Here is a 16,798-nt window from a genome sequence, read left to right on the forward strand (position 1 = left end):
AATCACTCCCCTATTCCATAGTAAGTGCATTGGTTGGACATTTAGCAACACATAGTCCACATTCAAAACACTTATCAGGATCTATCGTTATTTTATCTTTCATGGTAATCGCAAAATATGGACAAACATTAACACATAAATTACATTTAATACATTTATCTTCAATTAACTTAGGTATGCTTGCTTCATATTTAACGTTATTTTTTAAAGTTGTGTTAATCACTTCTTCTACACTTTTAAATCCATAGGCTTCTAATCGACTTGGTAAATCTTTAATTATTTTAGCGTATAGTTGTTTGCCTTTAAGTAATGCTGCAGAAAGCATTTGAACAGCTGATGCTCCAGCAAGTAAGAATTCTATAACATCATCTGCTGACCCAATACCACCAACACCTATAACTGTTAAGCTTGGTTCAGCTTTTTTAATGGTATAGATAGTTGCTAAAGCTAAGTTTTTAATTACAGGTCCACTTGTCCAAACAAATCCACTTTCGTTGCCATATAAAATTGATCTAGATTGGATATCAATTTTCATGGTTGGCCCTAGGGAATTAATTGCCACAACACCGTTTGCTCCATTTTCTTTAATGACTTTAGCAAACTCAGCCGGGTTAGGAATATGAGGACTAATCTTCATATAAAATGGTTTTTTGGTATGTTTTCTAATCATTTTAACTGTATCTGCAATAACGGAAATATCAGTTCCAACATAATGTGTAGATATTTCAAAAGCATCCGCAAATTGATCAAACAAAGGAATTAATATTTCCATATCTTCCTTGCTATAACCAACACTTATAATTAAAGGTCTATCTTTTGTAAGTTTATATTCAGGAAGAAATTCTTCTGCCCATTTTTCTTTTGAATATTCACTCCATAGTTCACTATTCATAACATATTGTTTATCACCATAAATACATGGTTTTGGAATATGTGGAGCTTTAGTAGATATGGTTTTTGTCACAACAGCGCCACATCCAGCATCTTTCATAAATAATAGTTTTTCAGTATCTCCAACTAATGGCCCTGAAGCAGGCATTAAAGGATTTTCTAATGTCAATCCATCAAACGTTGTTTTTAAATTCATAATTTCACCTCTTCATCTATTCTTTTCCAAAGTTTTTCTGCATATGTCAAAGCTTCTTTATATTGTTTTTTCAATATATTATCCACATCATAATTCATAACAACTTGACATCCTGATACATAAACATCTTTTGGTTTAAAACTATGGAATAATCCAAAGAATACATGTCCAAATGCGTTATCTTTATTCATTGGTGTTGGTGCTACATATGGGATCATAAGTAAATCTGATACATATCCTTTTTCTATTTTCCCTGATTTGATATCTAATATTTGATTGACATAATCATATGTGTCATTAATCATTTGTTTAAGCTCATTTAATCCAAATAGATTAGGTGTTTGATCTAATAAATGAGTTGCATAATACAAAGTTAAATATTCAGTTGTTATTGCTGATGATATACCATCATTACCAACAATCACTGGAATGCCGTAATCTCTAAATTTCTTAAGTGGTGGAACTCCAACACTATTATTCATATTAGAAGAAAAATTAACTGCAATCACACAATCATGATTTTTAATGATTTCTAATTCTTCATCATCTACATAGATCGCGTGTGCGATAATACTCTTTGGATTTAAAAGACCATGTCTTTCTAATCTCTTTAATATGCTTTCGCTATATTTTTTTCTACAATCTTGTTCATCAAGAACACTTTCAGCAACATGAATATGAATAGGCATGTCACCGATTACTTTTTTAACACGCTTTAAAGTTTCTTCTGAAAGACTCATTGAAGCATGTAGACCAAATAGTCCTTTAGTGAATGCTGAGTGGTTGTTCTTACTAAAATCAATATTTTCTTTAATTGCTTTTTCGACAGGAAATCTATCACTTGTCTCAAAGGCAAACACACCTCTTAAATGTGCTTGGTCTACAACTGCTTTTTTTAATGACTCTAATGAGCCTAAAATTTCAATACCACTTGCGTGATGATCAATTAAAGTTGTTACACCATTTTTCATATGATCGATTGCACTAACAATACCACTATAATATGTTGTTTGATTATCTAGATTACGATCTAGTTTCCACCATAATTGATCAAGGATATCTTGAAAGTTTTTTGGATGAAAAGGCACGCTCATTCCGCGTGCAAAAGTTGAATATATATGTGTATGTCCAGTCACTAATCCAGGCATAACTAAATGATCATATCCATCTATAATTTCATAGCCTTTATCCTTAAATTCTATCATCAAACCGACTTCAATAATCTTATCGTCAAAAATAACATATCCATTATCTATGAATTGATTAAAATCATAAATCTTAGTATTAATAATCGCCTTTATCATAGAAAATCACTTCCTTTAATAAGTTGACCTTTGTGTTTGATTAGAAGTCCATCTTTTAAAACAAATTCTCCTCTAACTAAAGTTGATACAACTTTACCAGCTGTTAAAAGATTTTCATATACTGAATAATCACAAGTTCCATGGTTGCCATGAACTCTTGTGTTCATATCTTTTTTAAAGATTGTAATATCCGCATCAAATCCTTCTTTGATTTGACCTTTTGTATGAAGTCCTTGAGTAAATGCGACTCTTTTAGTCATTTTTTCAATTGCTTCATCGCCTAAATGATATCTCATGATGCCTAAAGCATGTTCAATGCCACCAATGCCCAAAGGCATTTGACTTAATGTAGGTTTAATTTTATCTTTTTTCATAAATGCACAATGATCAGTTCCAATTGTATAAACTAAATCTTGATATTTATGTAATAATTGTCTTTCTTCTTCAGTTCTTAGTGGAGGTGCAAAAGTATATAAATATCCATCTTTACGTTCTAATACTTCTTTATTAAACGTAAAATATTGAGGGCAACTTTCAACAAAGAAATGCTGATTCAAAATATCAGGATAATTTTGAATCAATGCTTCAAGTGTCTTTCCACTACTTAAATGAACCATATACATATAGCCTTTAGTTTCTCTTGTATATTTAGCTAATTTAAGCGCTTCTGTTAATTCACTTTTTGATGGTCTACTTACTGTTAAATCTTTATATGTAAACTTTGGATCTAAACGAATCAAATCATCGTTTTCAATATGTGCCATAATCAAAAAATGATATTTTTTAGATAATTTGAGTAACTCTATAATTTCTTTATCATAGGTTCTTCTATCTGAATCAGAGTAGGTCGTAAATAATTTAAGTGTATTCATGCCTAATTCTTTCATCTTTTTCACATAAGCTTCTAAATCACCTTTAGGATTTTTGATGCATGCATGAAAATGATAATCAATCACACTTTTTTTGGCTAGAGCTAATCTTTCTTTATATGATCTTTCTAACTCTTTTACACAATCAGTAGGTTCTAAAAAATCAACATAAGAAGTGACTCCACCATAAAGAGCTGCGATACTTCCAGTATAAAAATCATCGACAGATTTAATAAATCCTAAATCTAATTCAAAATGGACATGAGGATCAATAATTCCAGGAAGCACTTCTAATCCCTTTGCATCAATTACCTCAAGTGCAGGCAAAAGCTCTTCGCTAATTAAAGCGATTTTTTCACCTTTAATATATACATTTGTTTGTTTCCACAATTTATTAATATAAACTTTTGAATTTATGATTGCTTTATCATACATAAAAGACTCCTATCTAGATACTTCAATAACCTTTACATCCTTAAGATTATAATGTTCTTTAATTTTCTCTAATAAATCTGATCTTGTTGTCACAATTAAATCTAAATTTGCTTCTATTATTTTATTTAAAATACGATCATATCCATGTCCATCAAGTTCAAGTGCGCCTATTTCATCTAAATAAATAGGTTCTACTTTCTTTTTGATCATTTTTTCTATTGATTTTTCTACCCAACTTAAAGTAAATAAATTTATTAAGTAAGGCCCAATTTTTCCTGTACTAATAAAACTTTCAGAATAATAGTTCTTATGAAGCATTAAAACTTTTTGTTCTTTTGTTGATAATTTTGTAGCTAAAAAACTATGAACATTAGTCCCATCCATTTTTTTAATCGCAATAAACCCATCACCTTTTTTATCTTCATGATACATTAGTTTTAAAGCTGTTGTTTTGCCTTCATTGATTTTCCCAGTAACGATTGTTATCATCAATAGCCTCCCTCATATGTTTTTGACTTTTTTTGCCAAAATGAATTGATAATATTTCAGCTGCTATTGAAATTGCAATATCCTCTGGTGCTCCGCCGCCTATATCAAGCCCTATTGGCGAATAGAAATTCTTTAAATTAACTTTTTTACCAAATTTTTTATATGTCTCTTCTAAATATATTTTAAGTTTGTCAATTGAACAAAGCATACCGATATATTTAGGATTCAGTTTTAATTCCAAAATCTTATTAATCACATGATAATCATATGTATGTGATGGTGTACAAACCACTACAAAACTATTATCTTTGATTCCATTTTTTTCAATAAAGTCAGCAAAATGTTGATGAACAACTACATCTGCTCCTTTAAAATCATCTATAATTTCTTTACGTTCATCAATAACAGTAACATGAAAATTTAAAGGTTTCAAAACTGGAACAAGTGCTTGGCCAACGTGACCTCCACCAAATATGTAAACAAAATTCTTAACCCCTAAAAATTCATAAAACAATGTAACAATACCTCCACAAACCATAGGAAGTGTTTTGGCTTCAGGTGTGACTTTACCTTTATCAAGTAAATATTTTTCAGTTAAGTGAGCTCTCAATTTAATAAGGCTTTTTGCTTTTTCGATTGCATAGTGTTCTAATGCTCCACCACCAACAGTACCAAAAAACTCACCTGTTTCGACAACAAGTAACTTTTTGCCTACCTCAACAGGTCCTTCGCCTTCTTTTTGAATCGCAGTAATCAAAACCATATCAATACCTTTTGCTTGATTATCTACAATCTTTGAATATAAATCAATCATCTCATCAGCTCTTTTCTGTAGGTGTATTTTTTATAAGAATATTGTTAGTACGACTGCAAAAACAAATGTTGATAATGATAAAATAGCATTTGGTTTAAAAACAAATGATACTTTTTGATTAATACCAATACGTATGATGTGAATCAAACCTAATACCAACGCTTCTATTAATCCAAGCATGATAACAAAATCAAACATATTTGATAAACTTGCTAATTGTGAAAATTGAAATCCAGTTAATGCATTATTAATAGCTATATTTCCCAAGAATAACAATCTCCATGAAAATCCTACGACAGCAATACCGGTAACTACAGATGGAATACTATTTTTCTTAAACAATGGTATAAAGACTACAAGAACAAATGATTGTAACATGATTGCAATCATTGGATTATAAGTTTTAATAGCAGGTAATCCTGGCATAAATAAATTAATAGCTTTTATAGTTGCTGCAATAGCTGCAACATAAATCATTGCTTTTCTTGATTTAGTGTTTTGATAAGTAATCAGCATTAAAGTTGCTGCGATTGGAAACATAACACTACCAGATACTAATGGAGGTAAAAACTGTAATACATATCCCAGTGTTGCTTCTAAAATCCCCCAAATAGCCCCAAAGAACAATACGTAAATCCAAATACTTTTAGTTTCTTTCATTTTTTATTCTCCTTTTGTTTAAGTTCTAACATGCCTTGATATATTTTTTCAGCAGTTATTGGTAATTTTGTAATTCTCACACCTGTTGCATTATATACTGCATTAGCTAATGCTGCAGGAGGTGTATCGATTCCTATTTCTCCAACTGATTTTGCTCCAAATGGACCTGATTCTTCATAACTGTCAGCAAATTCAGTCGTTAATTTATGAATTGTTTTAGTTGTTGGTATTGTATAGCTTAAAAATCCATTTGATATAAGTTTACCTTTATCTGTATATTTAACATCCTCATATCCTGCCATACCTAGGCCTTGAACAATTCCACCTTCAACTTGACCTTGGGCAAGTTTAGGATTGATTGTCATTCCACAATCAACAACACTAACATAATTTAAAACTTCATACTCAAATGTTTCTTTATCGATTTCAATTTCTATAAAACCTGCCATAAATGGTGGCGGTGATTTAGTTCCTACATAACTTCCTGTAGCAGTTAATTGTTTTTGATCTTCATTATAGGTTAATCTATTACCTAATTCTGATAATGTTATTTTTTCTTCTTTTGATGAGAACGTAATTCCATCAAATTCAACATCTTTTATATCTATTTTAAGTACATGTGCAGCTTCTTTTAGCAACATATTTTTCATAATTTTAGCTGCGTTTAAAACTGCATTACCTGAAACATATGTTGTACTTGAAGCATAAGCACCTGTATCAAATGGTGTTAAATCAGAATCTGATGAATAAACGATAACTTTATCAACTGTAGTCATTAATTCTTCAGCTGCGATTTGAGCTAAGATTGTATCACTACCTTGACCAATATCAGTTGCTCCTACCATTAAGTTATAAAAACCATCATCATTAAATTTAATAGTCGCAGCTCCCATATCGATATATGGAATACCACTTCCTTGCATTGCAAGTGCCATACCAACTGATCTAATCTTTGTATCACTTATTTCAACTTTAGGATATGTCTTATACCAATCAATTAATTCTAAACCTCTTTTAACACAATAATCTAATTTACATGTTTCCATGTTCATTGCGGTACCTTCAGTACCTTCACCCATGATTTCAAATATCGGTGATGTTTCACCTTCACGGATCATATTTTTTTGTCTAAAGACTATTGGATCCATATCAAGTTTCGCACATAGCATATCAACAGCAGATTCTAATGCAAAATTACCCTGAATTGCGCCATAACCTCTATATGCTCCTGCAGATACATGATTTGTATATACGACTTGACCTGCAAACTTCACAGCATCAACTTTATTATAAAGCGGTAATACTTTAGCCCCAGTAACCATAAAGACCGTTAAAGCGTGTTCTCCATATGCTCCTGTGTCTGATAACACAAAACAATCAATTGCTTTTAAGGTTCCATCCTTCATTGCTCCTAATTTGATATCAATTCTCATAGGATGTCTTGTATATGAAGATTCAAATACTTCTTTTCTTGTATAAACAATCTTTGAAGGTTTTCCTGTTCTTAAAGTAACTAATGCAACAAACATTTCACCATGAAGTGCTTGTTTCCCACCAAATCCACCACCGACTCTTGGTTTAATGATTCTAATTCTAGAAAGTGGAAAATCAAGTGTTTGTGATAAGATTCTACGCACATGAAAAGGCGTTTGCGTTGCTGTATAAATAACTAATCTATTTTGAAAATCTATTCTAGCATTAGCTGTGTGAGGTTCCATCATTGCATGCGCTTGAGCTTGTGTGTAAAATGAATGTTCTATGACAACATCACAATCTTTTAAAACATCTTCAGCTTTTCCAACTTCCATCTCGTAAGTTGCTGCAACATTCTTCTTTGGAAGAAATCCAATTGGAAACATTTCTTTTATTCCATCTTCAGGATGAATAATAGATTTATGTTCAAATGCTTTTTCAAAATCAAGAACAGGTTCTAATATTTCATATTCAACTTTTATTAATTTTAGAGCTTTTGTTGCAATATCATCATTTATTGCTGCAACACATGCTACTTCATCTCCAACATATCTGACATATTCATCTAATATAAATTTATCATGTGGTGATGGTTCAGGGTATCCCTGACCAGCACGTGTAAATGATGTTCTTGGAACATCATGATGTGTGATAACAAGTTCTACACCATTTAACGCTTGCGCTTTTGAAACATCTATTTTTTTAATTTTCGCAAATGCATGAGGACTTCTAAGAATTTTAATGATTAATGAATTGGGATCAGCTAAATCATCTGTATAAGCTGGTCTACCCATCATAATACCTTTACCATCTATTGAAGGTGTTTTATGATTAACTATTTTCATTTTTTGACCTCCAGATAACTTTTTATTGCTTTAAATTGAGCATGATATCCAGTACATCTACATAAATTACCAACCATGTAATCTTTAATCTGTTCATCAGTTGGATTTTTTAATTCATGTTTAAGTGCATAAACTGTTAGTGCCATACCTGTATTACAAAAACCACATTGGTCTGCGCCTTCTTCTCCAAAGAAATCACTGATTTCTTCAACTTCTTTTTGAAGACCATCAACTGTAGTAATTTTATGCCCATCAGCTCTTGCTGATAAAACTGAACATGATAGAACAGGTTTGCCATCCATTAAGACGGTACAAGCTCCACATGTTGATTTGTCACACCCGTTTTTAACACTAGTTATATGATTGTTTCTTAGTGTTTCTAGAAGGTATTCATTTTGAGCTATTTCAAACTCACGATCTCTACCATTTAAATTTAATTTGATCTTCATTTGGATGTCACCTCCTTGATGCCTCTTTTAACATATGTTTTAGCTAAAACTTCTCGATACTCTTTGGTTGCTGCTTTATTAGATCCAAGTTTAACTGTATCTAAAACAATTTCAACTGTTTGTTCAAGAACTTCTTCTGTAATTTTTTCTTGTTTATTTAAAAACTCTGCAGCTTCATGTGAAAGCATTGCAACACTTGGACGTGATCCAAGTGATATTTTATATGTATGATTTTCTTGATATACCGCAATATCTAGAATTGCAAACTCAAGTGTTGTTCCTGATACTTTTTTAAAGAATCCTTTTCCTGGACTTTTTTTAATGATGATATGTGTTAAAATATCTGTCATCTTACCTTTTGTATTTAAAAAGTCTTCTAAAGATATTTCTTTTTTTGGAAAAAAGAGCAGTTTAACATCAAGGGTTAAAAGTGAAGTGATAAAATCAGAAAATGCATATCTTCCAGCAATTGTTCCACCTATAGTCGCGATATTTCTAAATCCAACACCTAATATATTACTTAAGCTTTCACTTATAAAACCTTTGCCTAAAGCTTTTATAGCTAAATTGGATTCAATTTCATAAAGTGTCACTAAAGCGCCAATTTCAATTGCCTCTTTAGTTTCAATAATTTGATCTAACCCTAACTCACATAAATCAATAAGTGTATCTAAAGTTGATGAAGATTGTTTTAGCCAAGTTCCTCCTCCTAAAATTGAGTTTTTAGGATTCTGATTTAAAATTTCATAAGCCTCTTTGAGTGATTTTGCTTTGTGATATAGATTAATTTCCATCTTTATCTTCCTAATATATATATGTAGTCCTAAATATATATTAGACTCTCCTTCTTTATAGTTTTTTGACGCGGACTACTTTATAATTGAATTAGATCATATCACAGACTAGTTTACTTCTTCCTTACAGCGCTTTTGCGACTGGTTTAGAAAGGATATAGCTGTGACTTTAATTAAATATGGTAATGAGTTGGATACAGCGCTTTATGCGACTGGTTATTTCTTATTAGGTTACATCGATTAAAGTTTACAGTCTTTGCACGTGATGATCAAAGAAAGGATTGATTTTTATGATTTACATAGGCATTGATGTCGCCTCAAACAAACATGACATCGTTATAACCAATAACCTCGGTGTCCTTTTTAAGAAACCTTTTAAAATTATAAATGATTTAGAAGGATATAAAAAACTCCTCAGTGAGATTAAGTTAGCTAAAGAGTTCTTTTGTGATCAAATAGTTCGTATAGGGCTTGAATCAACTGGGCATTATAGCAGAAACATCCTGCATTACCTCATCCGTGGCGGATATGATGTAATGTTCATTAATCCATTATTAACCAATATGGACCGTAAAGCATCTTCAGTTCGTAAAACGAAAACTGATTCTATTGATGCGAAGGCTATTTGTATGTTTCTTATTAGAAATCAAAATGATTTCAAACCCTATACACTTTCATCATATCACATTGATGAACTCAAAACACTAGTCAGATTAAGAAAATCCTTGAAAAAACAAATCAATAAGGATGTCAATCAACTACACGCATATATTGACCAAGCTTTTCCTGAATATAATAAAATTTTTAATAAACTTGTCAGTAAAACTTCATTAGCTGTTCTTGCACGTTATGCTTCTTTATCAGAATTAAAAAGGGTTAGACTAAATACGTTAATCGAATTAATTAAAACGGCGTCTAAGGGTCACCTTGGACTCATACAAGCTAAAGATCTTAAATCCTTGCCTCTGACCTCAATTGGTATGGATAGTCAAGCTTTATCCTTTTCAATCAAAGGTTCTATTGTGCGTATTAATTTACTAAACGATCAAGTCAGTTTAATTGAAGAAGAAATAAAACTTAATGTAGATATGACGAAGACGACCTTACTTTCTATTCCAGGAATCAGTTATACGACAGGTGGTATTATTTTAGCTGAAATCGGTGATATCAGCTTATTTAAATCCGCTGATGCATTACTTGCTTTTGCTGGTCTTGACCCTTCTGTTTATCAATCTGGTAAATTTGAAGGTAACTATAGGATTTCAAAACGTGGTTCTTCAATCTTTAGATGGGCTATGTTTCAATCTGCTCAAGCAATTGTTAAATTTGATCCTACCTTTAAAGCATACTACCTAAAAAAGAAAGCTCAAGGTAAGAAGCATCGTAATATCATTGGTCATGTCACTAAAAAACTGATGCGTGTTATATACTCTATTTTAAAAAATAATTCTACCTATATTAAATAGGTTCATTAGCCATATTTAGTTTCCAAAGAACTTGGTGTTTCATAGACATCCTTTTTTAGTTTGCCTTTATATCAAAACCATTATTTTTATTTTATACTTGACTTATTTAGAATAGTTGGCTTTCTTAATGGTTTTTCAAGTTTTAAATAGTCTTCAATAGTATCAATATCTTTTAAGACATTTGGATCATTTGTTTCTATAATTTCTAAATCGTGTTGATTTCTAAAATCTCTTAGATTTGATGAATCAGGTTCATCAATAAGTTCTTTGATTAAATGCTTTTGAATAAAGAGTGGATGTCCTTTTCTTCCTTGATAACTAGGCACTCTCATTTCTTTAGTTCCTTGTAGCAATTTTTCATAAGTAAGGGCATCTACAAATGGACAATCTCCCGGTAAAATAAAAAAATCATTTGAGACAAAAGAAGCTCCAGTTTTAATAGAACTAAACATGCCTTGACTATAGTTTTTATTTTCGATGCAAGTAACATCTTTTAAGTCTTTTAATGCATCTGTAATTTCTTTATGGTAATGACCTGTAATGACAAAAATATGGCTGACAAAAGGCATCATACCATTGATTGAATGAAAAATTAAGGATTCATTTTTAAACATTAAAAGCATTTTATTCGTTTTTGCACGACTAGAATATCCAGCTGCTAAGATGATTCCATCTGCCATATGGAACTCCTCAAGCTATATATTAAAATGGGTTTTGATTCTAACCCAGCTTGTGTCTATTTTGATACACCTTTAAAAATTACTATTTTGTGCATTATCTTTACTCATATAATAGCATTAAATACAAAAATAAACAACACTTTATTTAAAGTGTTGTCTAGATGTTGTTGGTAAATAATTCTGTTAGTTTAATTCGTTTTTGCTTTTAGTAAGGTTCTTAACCTTAATTTCTTGTATGATTTAAATAATTAAATCTCTTTAAGTGTCGCAATTTTACATTCGACTTGATGTTCTTTGTCATTAACCTTGATTGGAATTAAAACAATATCATCTTGGATGGATTCAACTTTCAATATATGTTTTCCTGTTTTCAAGATTTGACCAATGTCTAGACCATCTTTTTCTCTAAAAGTAAGTGTCGCAAAATTAGTATCTAACATGCCATAAATAGGCAAATCCAAGTTAATAAAATTACTTGTCACTTTTTTAATTTTAACAGATGCTTGTTTAAATGCTTGATAGACTTCTATCAGTTCTTTTGTATTTGCTGTATATTGCTTAACATCATCTACTGTTTTATCAGCTTGTTTCTTTACATCTCTAAAAAACTTTTTGCTTTGATTTTTCATTTATATATAAGCCTCCTGTCTATTTGCTTATATTATACACTAAATGGATTGATTAAACTGGATTGTGAGAAAATTAGGCTTTGAAACATGTATTTAAATCTATTCATATTAAACTTAATTTTTTCTATATCTCTTCATTCTTTTTAAATCGAATCGCAAAATCAATATAAACATATGATGCCCCCTTAATTATTTCCTATATTATAACTCATAATATAGATAATTTCTATAGAAATGTTTTTTTTACTGTAATATATATTTCAATATTAAATGAAATAATATTTGTGTGGATTATTTGAAAAATATTTTTTGAAGCTACTTATATATGAATAATTTCTAATTTGATTGATTCACTTGGTATACATTAAGAAGATGATCTCTTCTTCTTGTTATATATCTTCTTGAAAGCGTGAGGAAAGGAAGAGCCGTTGAAAGTAGAAGTGTAACAAAAAATATCTGGCTCGTTCTCGAAATGAAATTATACTCTTCTAGCAATAAAATAAACGGTAAATTTATAATCATAAAACCTATAAAATAAACCAAAAATACTTTAATCATGTCCTTTTTAAAATATATAGTAATGATAAAGGATTTTAGAAATTTATCAATGATAGAAAAAAACTCGGTTTTTGTCAAATCAAAATTGGTCAGAAGTTCTTCCTGTGTTAATGTATTATTGTCAAAAATAAAGGTTGATCTAATTACTTTATTATATTTTTTCAAAAATTTATTTTTATCAATGATGGTTTCAATCATCTTTTCGAGATATTCACCTGTTATCTTCTTATGTTTAAAAACTAATTTTTCCCCTTTAGTATGCATATATAAGTTAAGATAAAACTTTTCATACTTGTTTTCCATATAAATATTCCCCACTATTTTAATATTAGACATCTTTTTATATATCACATTAAATTGAAGCTTACTGAATAGTTTCTACAAATTAGAAATTTCAATGAGTTCAACAGATTCAACGTGTCCTACCATCATTTCCAGGAGATCAACACTTGCTCCATTAGAAATAAAATATGATAAATCATGATCTTCTATCACAATATTTTGAACGCTTTCTTCTGAAAATTCTCTTAATTCAATAATATGTGTTACATCTTCTATATAAATAGTTATTCCAATATTAAAACCGCGAGTAGACATTTTAGGATATTCAGGTGTAGATACTTCTGAATTTCTAGTTGTAGTAATTGATTCTATATAATATGAATATTCGAACTGACTATCTAACTCCATAATACAAAAATAAAATTTCGATGGTACTTCATTTTTAAATTCAATATGAGAAAGTCCAACAATAAAATCATCAATACTGTCGTATTCATGTTTCACAGGTACAACATTAAAGAAGTTTGAATCACACGATAAAAGTATAGAAACTAGTACAAGAGTTAGTAAAAACAAAAATGTTTTCTTCATAACAGCCTCAATTCATATACGAAAAATTATTTCCAAATAAAATATGATATAAAAAAATAAGTTATGGATGATAACGATAAAACCATAATCATTAAATATAAATATTTATAATAAATATTTTTAATTTTATTAAATTGAATTCTAACTTCAAATATTAGCAATAAAACTAATACTACAAGAAACAAGATTTTATTAAAGAGATTGACACCATTATGTGAAACTCCATCACTATCTACTGGAAGATTTATAACTGAACTTTCAAGAAAATAAATTAAGATTCCAAATAAAATAAATAATACCGGTGTAGCTATTTTTCTAACCATAATTTATCCTCCCTCTATTCATCGATTATTTATAGCACTATTATAACACATTTTTCAATTAGTTTAAATAGCTGAATCAAACAAAACCAGTGTGAAAATATAATGTAGACATCCTACAAATTCAGTTTCTTAAAATTTAAAATTTTCTATTCCAATCATTAGCTTTATTCAAAAAAATATTTTGAAACTGCATGAAAAAAGCGATAGCTTACATCGCTTTTTATTTCTACTAAAGGATATGCAGTTAATTAACTAGATCTTTTAATGGTACCAAAAAACCCAGTCGAATCACGACTCTATTAAAAAAATAGTATTTGATTCTAGTAATAAGTAATTATTAATGCCTAATATTTATTTTCCTGATATAAGAAACTTTCAAAACAACATTTTTTTCAACTTGTCATTAGAAGAACTATTACTGCGATTATTAGTCCCCCACTTATCAAAAAAACCTGCACTTAAAACTCCAATAAACCCAAACATACTCTTTATAGGTCATTGAAAGTTCTCTAATCTCATCATATGTCATATCAACTGGTCTCTTACTTTTTAAATTTAGAAGTGTATCTTCATGATCTTTTAGACTTTATTCTTCGATCCAATTCCAGTTGTGACTCCTAAAATAATTATAGTGATCCTATAATTGTCGTTGCTATATATACTCCATCCATATATGATTTCCTTCATTTTTTTTAGTAATTTAAATTTTTTTATTTGCTTTTTATATGTAACTCGTAAGCCAGCGCTTTCTTTAACAATTATTTTTGTTTTGATGCAAAAATTTCGATTTTGACTTCTTTAATTTCTTTGTCTATGATTACACCATAATAAATTTCTATATCAGTTACAAATGACTTCTTCAATAGAGAAAGAATTCTTTCCAACTGAAACAATCCTAACTCATATTTAGAAGTGATATTTACAATTAATCTTCGAGTTTTTTCAGTGACGTCATTTCCAAATGAGATGTTAAAATCTTTCAAATTTTCATCAGTCATTATGGCCTTATATTCTATAATCTTATCTAAATCTCCAAAATCAGAATTATCTAAACTCAAAAGATGTTCTGCTCTCAAAATGCTCTTTACTGCCTTTTTAATAATATCCTTTTTATCCATATGTCCTCCAATTGTTATTTCGTGTTATTAACATATAAGTTTCTCTTACGACTTTCGCTATCATACTGGTTTGTATCCAAAAATAAAACACACTGATCACATCTATAGTAATAATAGGTCATTAATAAAAACTAAAGTATAGGTCAAACTAATTTTGTTTTTTTTAACATGCATTCTATTTGATAGATATCATTTACTTTACAACATACATTGAAAAAACAAGCCACTAGGTTGTTACGAGTCCTTTTGATTTTGCTTTGATGCGTTTATATACTTTTGCTCCTAGTAGCGTTAGTGGAACAGAAGCTACGATGGTTGCTGTAACAATAAGTACTTCTCGTTTAACTCTAAGTTGTTTTAATTTATCAATTGCAAAGAAATATCCTTGCCAAGAACCTTCTTTAAATCCTAAATCATATCCGTCCATAAAACCTTGATCAAATCCTAAATCATATCCGTCCCAAAATTCCATTTTAACTTTCCTCCCTTTTAATTTGCTTTAACATAACTTTGTTTGACATATGTTTCATGAAGAAGCAATTCTATGCCTTTTTCAAGCGCTTCTTTTATTTTTTGAGTTGAAGCGTTTCTGTTTCCTAAGTGTCTTATGTGATCTTTTCTAAAATGTGGGGATTTCGAAGAACAGTTGATAGTTTTAGAAACTTCATCTATAACATCATAAATCGGTAGGTTAGTATCATAGACAGGAATAATTGGGATTGCTGTAATAGGGATTCTTGCTTGTTTTTTGTAATTTGCTCCAAATGAAATACCTACTCCCGTTAATGCTAAAATTCCCACTCCATATGATAATTCAACCTTATGATCTTTTATCCATTTAAATACTTTTCCTCTTTTTTGTTTTGAATTTTTTTTTATGTCCACATCTTTCGCCTCGCTTAAACTTTTTCTTCTTTATTAGCAATGTCATTCATTTTTTGTATAAATTCTTTATATCCAGTGATTATATCATCTAAAAATTCTATCGTAGGGACAATATCACCTTTATTCAGATCTTTTGAAGCAAATGCAAAACCTTTAAGAAGTTTCACTTGATTATCTGAATCTCCAACATCATCTAATTTAGAAAATTGAATCATAATATCTTTCCAATATAAGTACTCATCATCATCTAACATTTCTTCGTTTTCGTTTAGAAGAACCAAAATTATGAATAATACTATATTAATCTCATTTTTCTCTGCTTTGTCACTAACAGTTTCAGATATAATTTGAGTGATTGCTCGAAAATGCACTTGTGTAAGTGTAGTCCTACCTGTTTCTAAACTGCTAATTTGTTGCCTTTTCAATCCTAAATAACTACCAAATTTCTCTGCAGAATACCCAAGTATCTTTCTATATAAAGGTAACGCATCTTTTAATCTCTCAAGTTGTTTTTTTGTAATTTGTGTTAACATTCGAACATTCCTCCTAATATAAGCTATTTCTTATTGATTACCCATATTATATCTCATAAATATTGACATGTCAATCTTTTGTCTTGATTTTAAGCTTTTTTTAATTTTGTATTGATTTTAACACGTATTTAGTATATTTGAACAAACTCTCTATTTTTAAGAATAATAGGTGTCATTAAAATTGGCAGATAAGAATCTTTCTATCCGCATTTTAAAAAGGCCTCATATAATCTTTTGAAACACAATAATTATTTTATCTTAATTTGTCGCAACAATCTGAAAAAATCATCTAAATTAGAAAACACCCTTTGTTAAGTAAAAAAGTTGATGTTTTTCATCAACTTTTTGTCTTTACTAAGAGATTTGTATACGAAAGTAAGTGGTCAGTAATGGTTCCGAAAAGATAACCCGAAACTAACTCGCTTACTTTGGGTTATTTTTAGCTTTGTTAAGCCGTTTTTATTCGATCTAATTTTTTAATATTTGATCTCTTTATAAATCGAAATCATAAACA

Annotated in this window: 19 protein-coding genes; 1 reads left to right on the forward strand and 18 read right to left on the reverse strand. The window is 29.7% G+C overall.

Annotated features, from left to right (window positions below; translation table 11 throughout):
* Nucleotides 1-10: 10 nt before the first annotated feature.
* Genes MPAN_RS08245 through MPAN_RS08285 form a run of 9 tightly spaced genes read right to left on the reverse strand, consistent with a single transcriptional unit; the run spans nt 11 to nt 9,219 of the window.
* On the reverse strand, nt 11-1,087 hold the full coding sequence (locus tag MPAN_RS08245) for a 4Fe-4S binding protein (protein WP_176239372.1): 1,077 nt from the start codon (nt 1,085-1,087) through the stop codon (nt 11-13).
* Nucleotides 1,084-2,391 carry an amidohydrolase family protein gene (locus MPAN_RS08250; protein WP_176239373.1) on the reverse strand — a complete coding sequence of 436 codons (1,308 nt, stop codon included), beginning with the start codon at nt 2,389-2,391 and terminating at the stop codon, nt 1,084-1,086. Before MPAN_RS08250 ends, MPAN_RS08245 begins: the two co-directional genes overlap by 4 nt.
* Nucleotides 2,388-3,695, reverse strand: a complete 1,308-nt coding sequence (locus MPAN_RS08255; protein WP_176239374.1) for a dihydroorotase — start codon at nt 3,693-3,695, stop codon at nt 2,388-2,390. Before MPAN_RS08255 ends, MPAN_RS08250 begins: the two co-directional genes overlap by 4 nt.
* A gap of 9 nt (nt 3,696-3,704) precedes the next feature.
* Nucleotides 3,705-4,184 carry a nucleoside-triphosphatase gene (locus tag MPAN_RS08260; protein ID WP_176239375.1) on the reverse strand — a complete coding sequence of 160 codons (480 nt, stop codon included), beginning with the start codon at nt 4,182-4,184 and terminating at the stop codon, nt 3,705-3,707.
* Nucleotides 4,153-4,998 (reverse strand): XdhC family protein, encoded by an 846-nt coding sequence (locus tag MPAN_RS08265; protein WP_176239376.1) that lies wholly within the window; start codon nt 4,996-4,998, stop codon nt 4,153-4,155. Before MPAN_RS08265 ends, MPAN_RS08260 begins: the two co-directional genes overlap by 32 nt.
* 30 nt (nt 4,999-5,028) lie before the next feature.
* Nucleotides 5,029-5,658 (reverse strand): hypothetical protein, encoded by a 630-nt coding sequence (locus tag MPAN_RS08270; RefSeq protein WP_176239377.1) that lies wholly within the window; start codon nt 5,656-5,658, stop codon nt 5,029-5,031.
* On the reverse strand, nt 5,655-7,976 hold the full coding sequence (locus tag MPAN_RS08275; protein WP_176239378.1) for a xanthine dehydrogenase family protein molybdopterin-binding subunit: 2,322 nt from the start codon (nt 7,974-7,976) through the stop codon (nt 5,655-5,657). Before MPAN_RS08275 ends, MPAN_RS08270 begins: the two co-directional genes overlap by 4 nt.
* A complete protein-coding gene (locus tag MPAN_RS08280) occupies nt 7,973-8,425 on the reverse strand; it encodes a (2Fe-2S)-binding protein (protein ID WP_176239379.1) in 453 nt (150 codons plus the stop codon). Before MPAN_RS08280 ends, MPAN_RS08275 begins: the two co-directional genes overlap by 4 nt.
* Nucleotides 8,422-9,219: an FAD binding domain-containing protein gene (locus MPAN_RS08285; RefSeq protein ID WP_176239380.1), complete on the reverse strand. Its 798-nt coding sequence runs from the start codon at nt 9,217-9,219 to the stop codon at nt 8,422-8,424. Before MPAN_RS08285 ends, MPAN_RS08280 begins: the two co-directional genes overlap by 4 nt.
* 290 nt (nt 9,220-9,509) lie before the next feature.
* On the opposite strand from MPAN_RS08285, the gene MPAN_RS08290 reads away from it, so the two are divergent.
* Nucleotides 9,510-10,685 carry an IS110 family RNA-guided transposase gene (locus tag MPAN_RS08290; RefSeq protein ID WP_176239381.1) on the forward strand — a complete coding sequence of 392 codons (1,176 nt, stop codon included), beginning with the start codon at nt 9,510-9,512 and terminating at the stop codon, nt 10,683-10,685.
* An 86-nt stretch (nt 10,686-10,771) separates the two neighbouring features.
* On the opposite strand, the gene MPAN_RS08295 is transcribed toward MPAN_RS08290, so the two are convergent.
* The 9 genes from MPAN_RS08295 to MPAN_RS08335 form a co-directional block, all read right to left on the reverse strand.
* Nucleotides 10,772-11,365 carry a nucleotidyltransferase family protein gene (locus MPAN_RS08295; RefSeq protein WP_176239386.1) on the reverse strand — a complete coding sequence of 198 codons (594 nt, stop codon included), beginning with the start codon at nt 11,363-11,365 and terminating at the stop codon, nt 10,772-10,774.
* 248 nt (nt 11,366-11,613) lie between these two features.
* A complete protein-coding gene (locus MPAN_RS08300) occupies nt 11,614-11,994 on the reverse strand; it encodes a hypothetical protein (RefSeq protein WP_176239387.1) in 381 nt (126 codons plus the stop codon).
* Nucleotides 11,995-12,330: 336 nt separating this feature from the next.
* Nucleotides 12,331-12,855, reverse strand: a complete 525-nt coding sequence (locus MPAN_RS08305) for a hypothetical protein (protein ID WP_176239388.1) — start codon at nt 12,853-12,855, stop codon at nt 12,331-12,333.
* A 75-nt stretch (nt 12,856-12,930) separates the two neighbouring features.
* Nucleotides 12,931-13,425: a hypothetical protein gene (locus MPAN_RS08310; protein WP_176239389.1), complete on the reverse strand. Its 495-nt coding sequence runs from the start codon at nt 13,423-13,425 to the stop codon at nt 12,931-12,933.
* Nucleotides 13,426-13,451: 26 nt separating this feature from the next.
* The gene (locus MPAN_RS08315) at nt 13,452-13,748 is read right to left on the reverse strand and encodes a hypothetical protein (protein WP_176239390.1); all 297 of its coding nucleotides are present in this window, start codon (nt 13,746-13,748) and stop codon (nt 13,452-13,454) included.
* A 758-nt stretch (nt 13,749-14,506) separates the two neighbouring features.
* On the reverse strand, nt 14,507-14,866 hold the full coding sequence (locus MPAN_RS08320; RefSeq protein ID WP_176239391.1) for a hypothetical protein: 360 nt from the start codon (nt 14,864-14,866) through the stop codon (nt 14,507-14,509).
* A 226-nt stretch (nt 14,867-15,092) separates the two neighbouring features.
* Nucleotides 15,093-15,338, reverse strand: coding sequence for a hypothetical protein (locus tag MPAN_RS08325; RefSeq protein ID WP_176239392.1), 246 nt, complete (start codon nt 15,336-15,338; stop codon nt 15,093-15,095).
* Between the two features lie 17 nt (nt 15,339-15,355).
* Nucleotides 15,356-15,751: a hypothetical protein gene (locus tag MPAN_RS08330; RefSeq protein WP_176239393.1), complete on the reverse strand. Its 396-nt coding sequence runs from the start codon at nt 15,749-15,751 to the stop codon at nt 15,356-15,358.
* A 14-nt stretch (nt 15,752-15,765) separates the two neighbouring features.
* A complete protein-coding gene (locus tag MPAN_RS08335) occupies nt 15,766-16,284 on the reverse strand; it encodes a helix-turn-helix domain-containing protein (protein WP_176239394.1) in 519 nt (172 codons plus the stop codon).
* Between the last annotated feature and the right edge of the window lie 514 nt (nt 16,285-16,798).

Source organism: Mariniplasma anaerobium (genome assembly GCF_016865445.1).
GTDB classification, from domain to species: domain Bacteria; phylum Bacillota_I; class Bacilli_A; order Acholeplasmatales; family Acholeplasmataceae; genus Mariniplasma; species Mariniplasma anaerobium.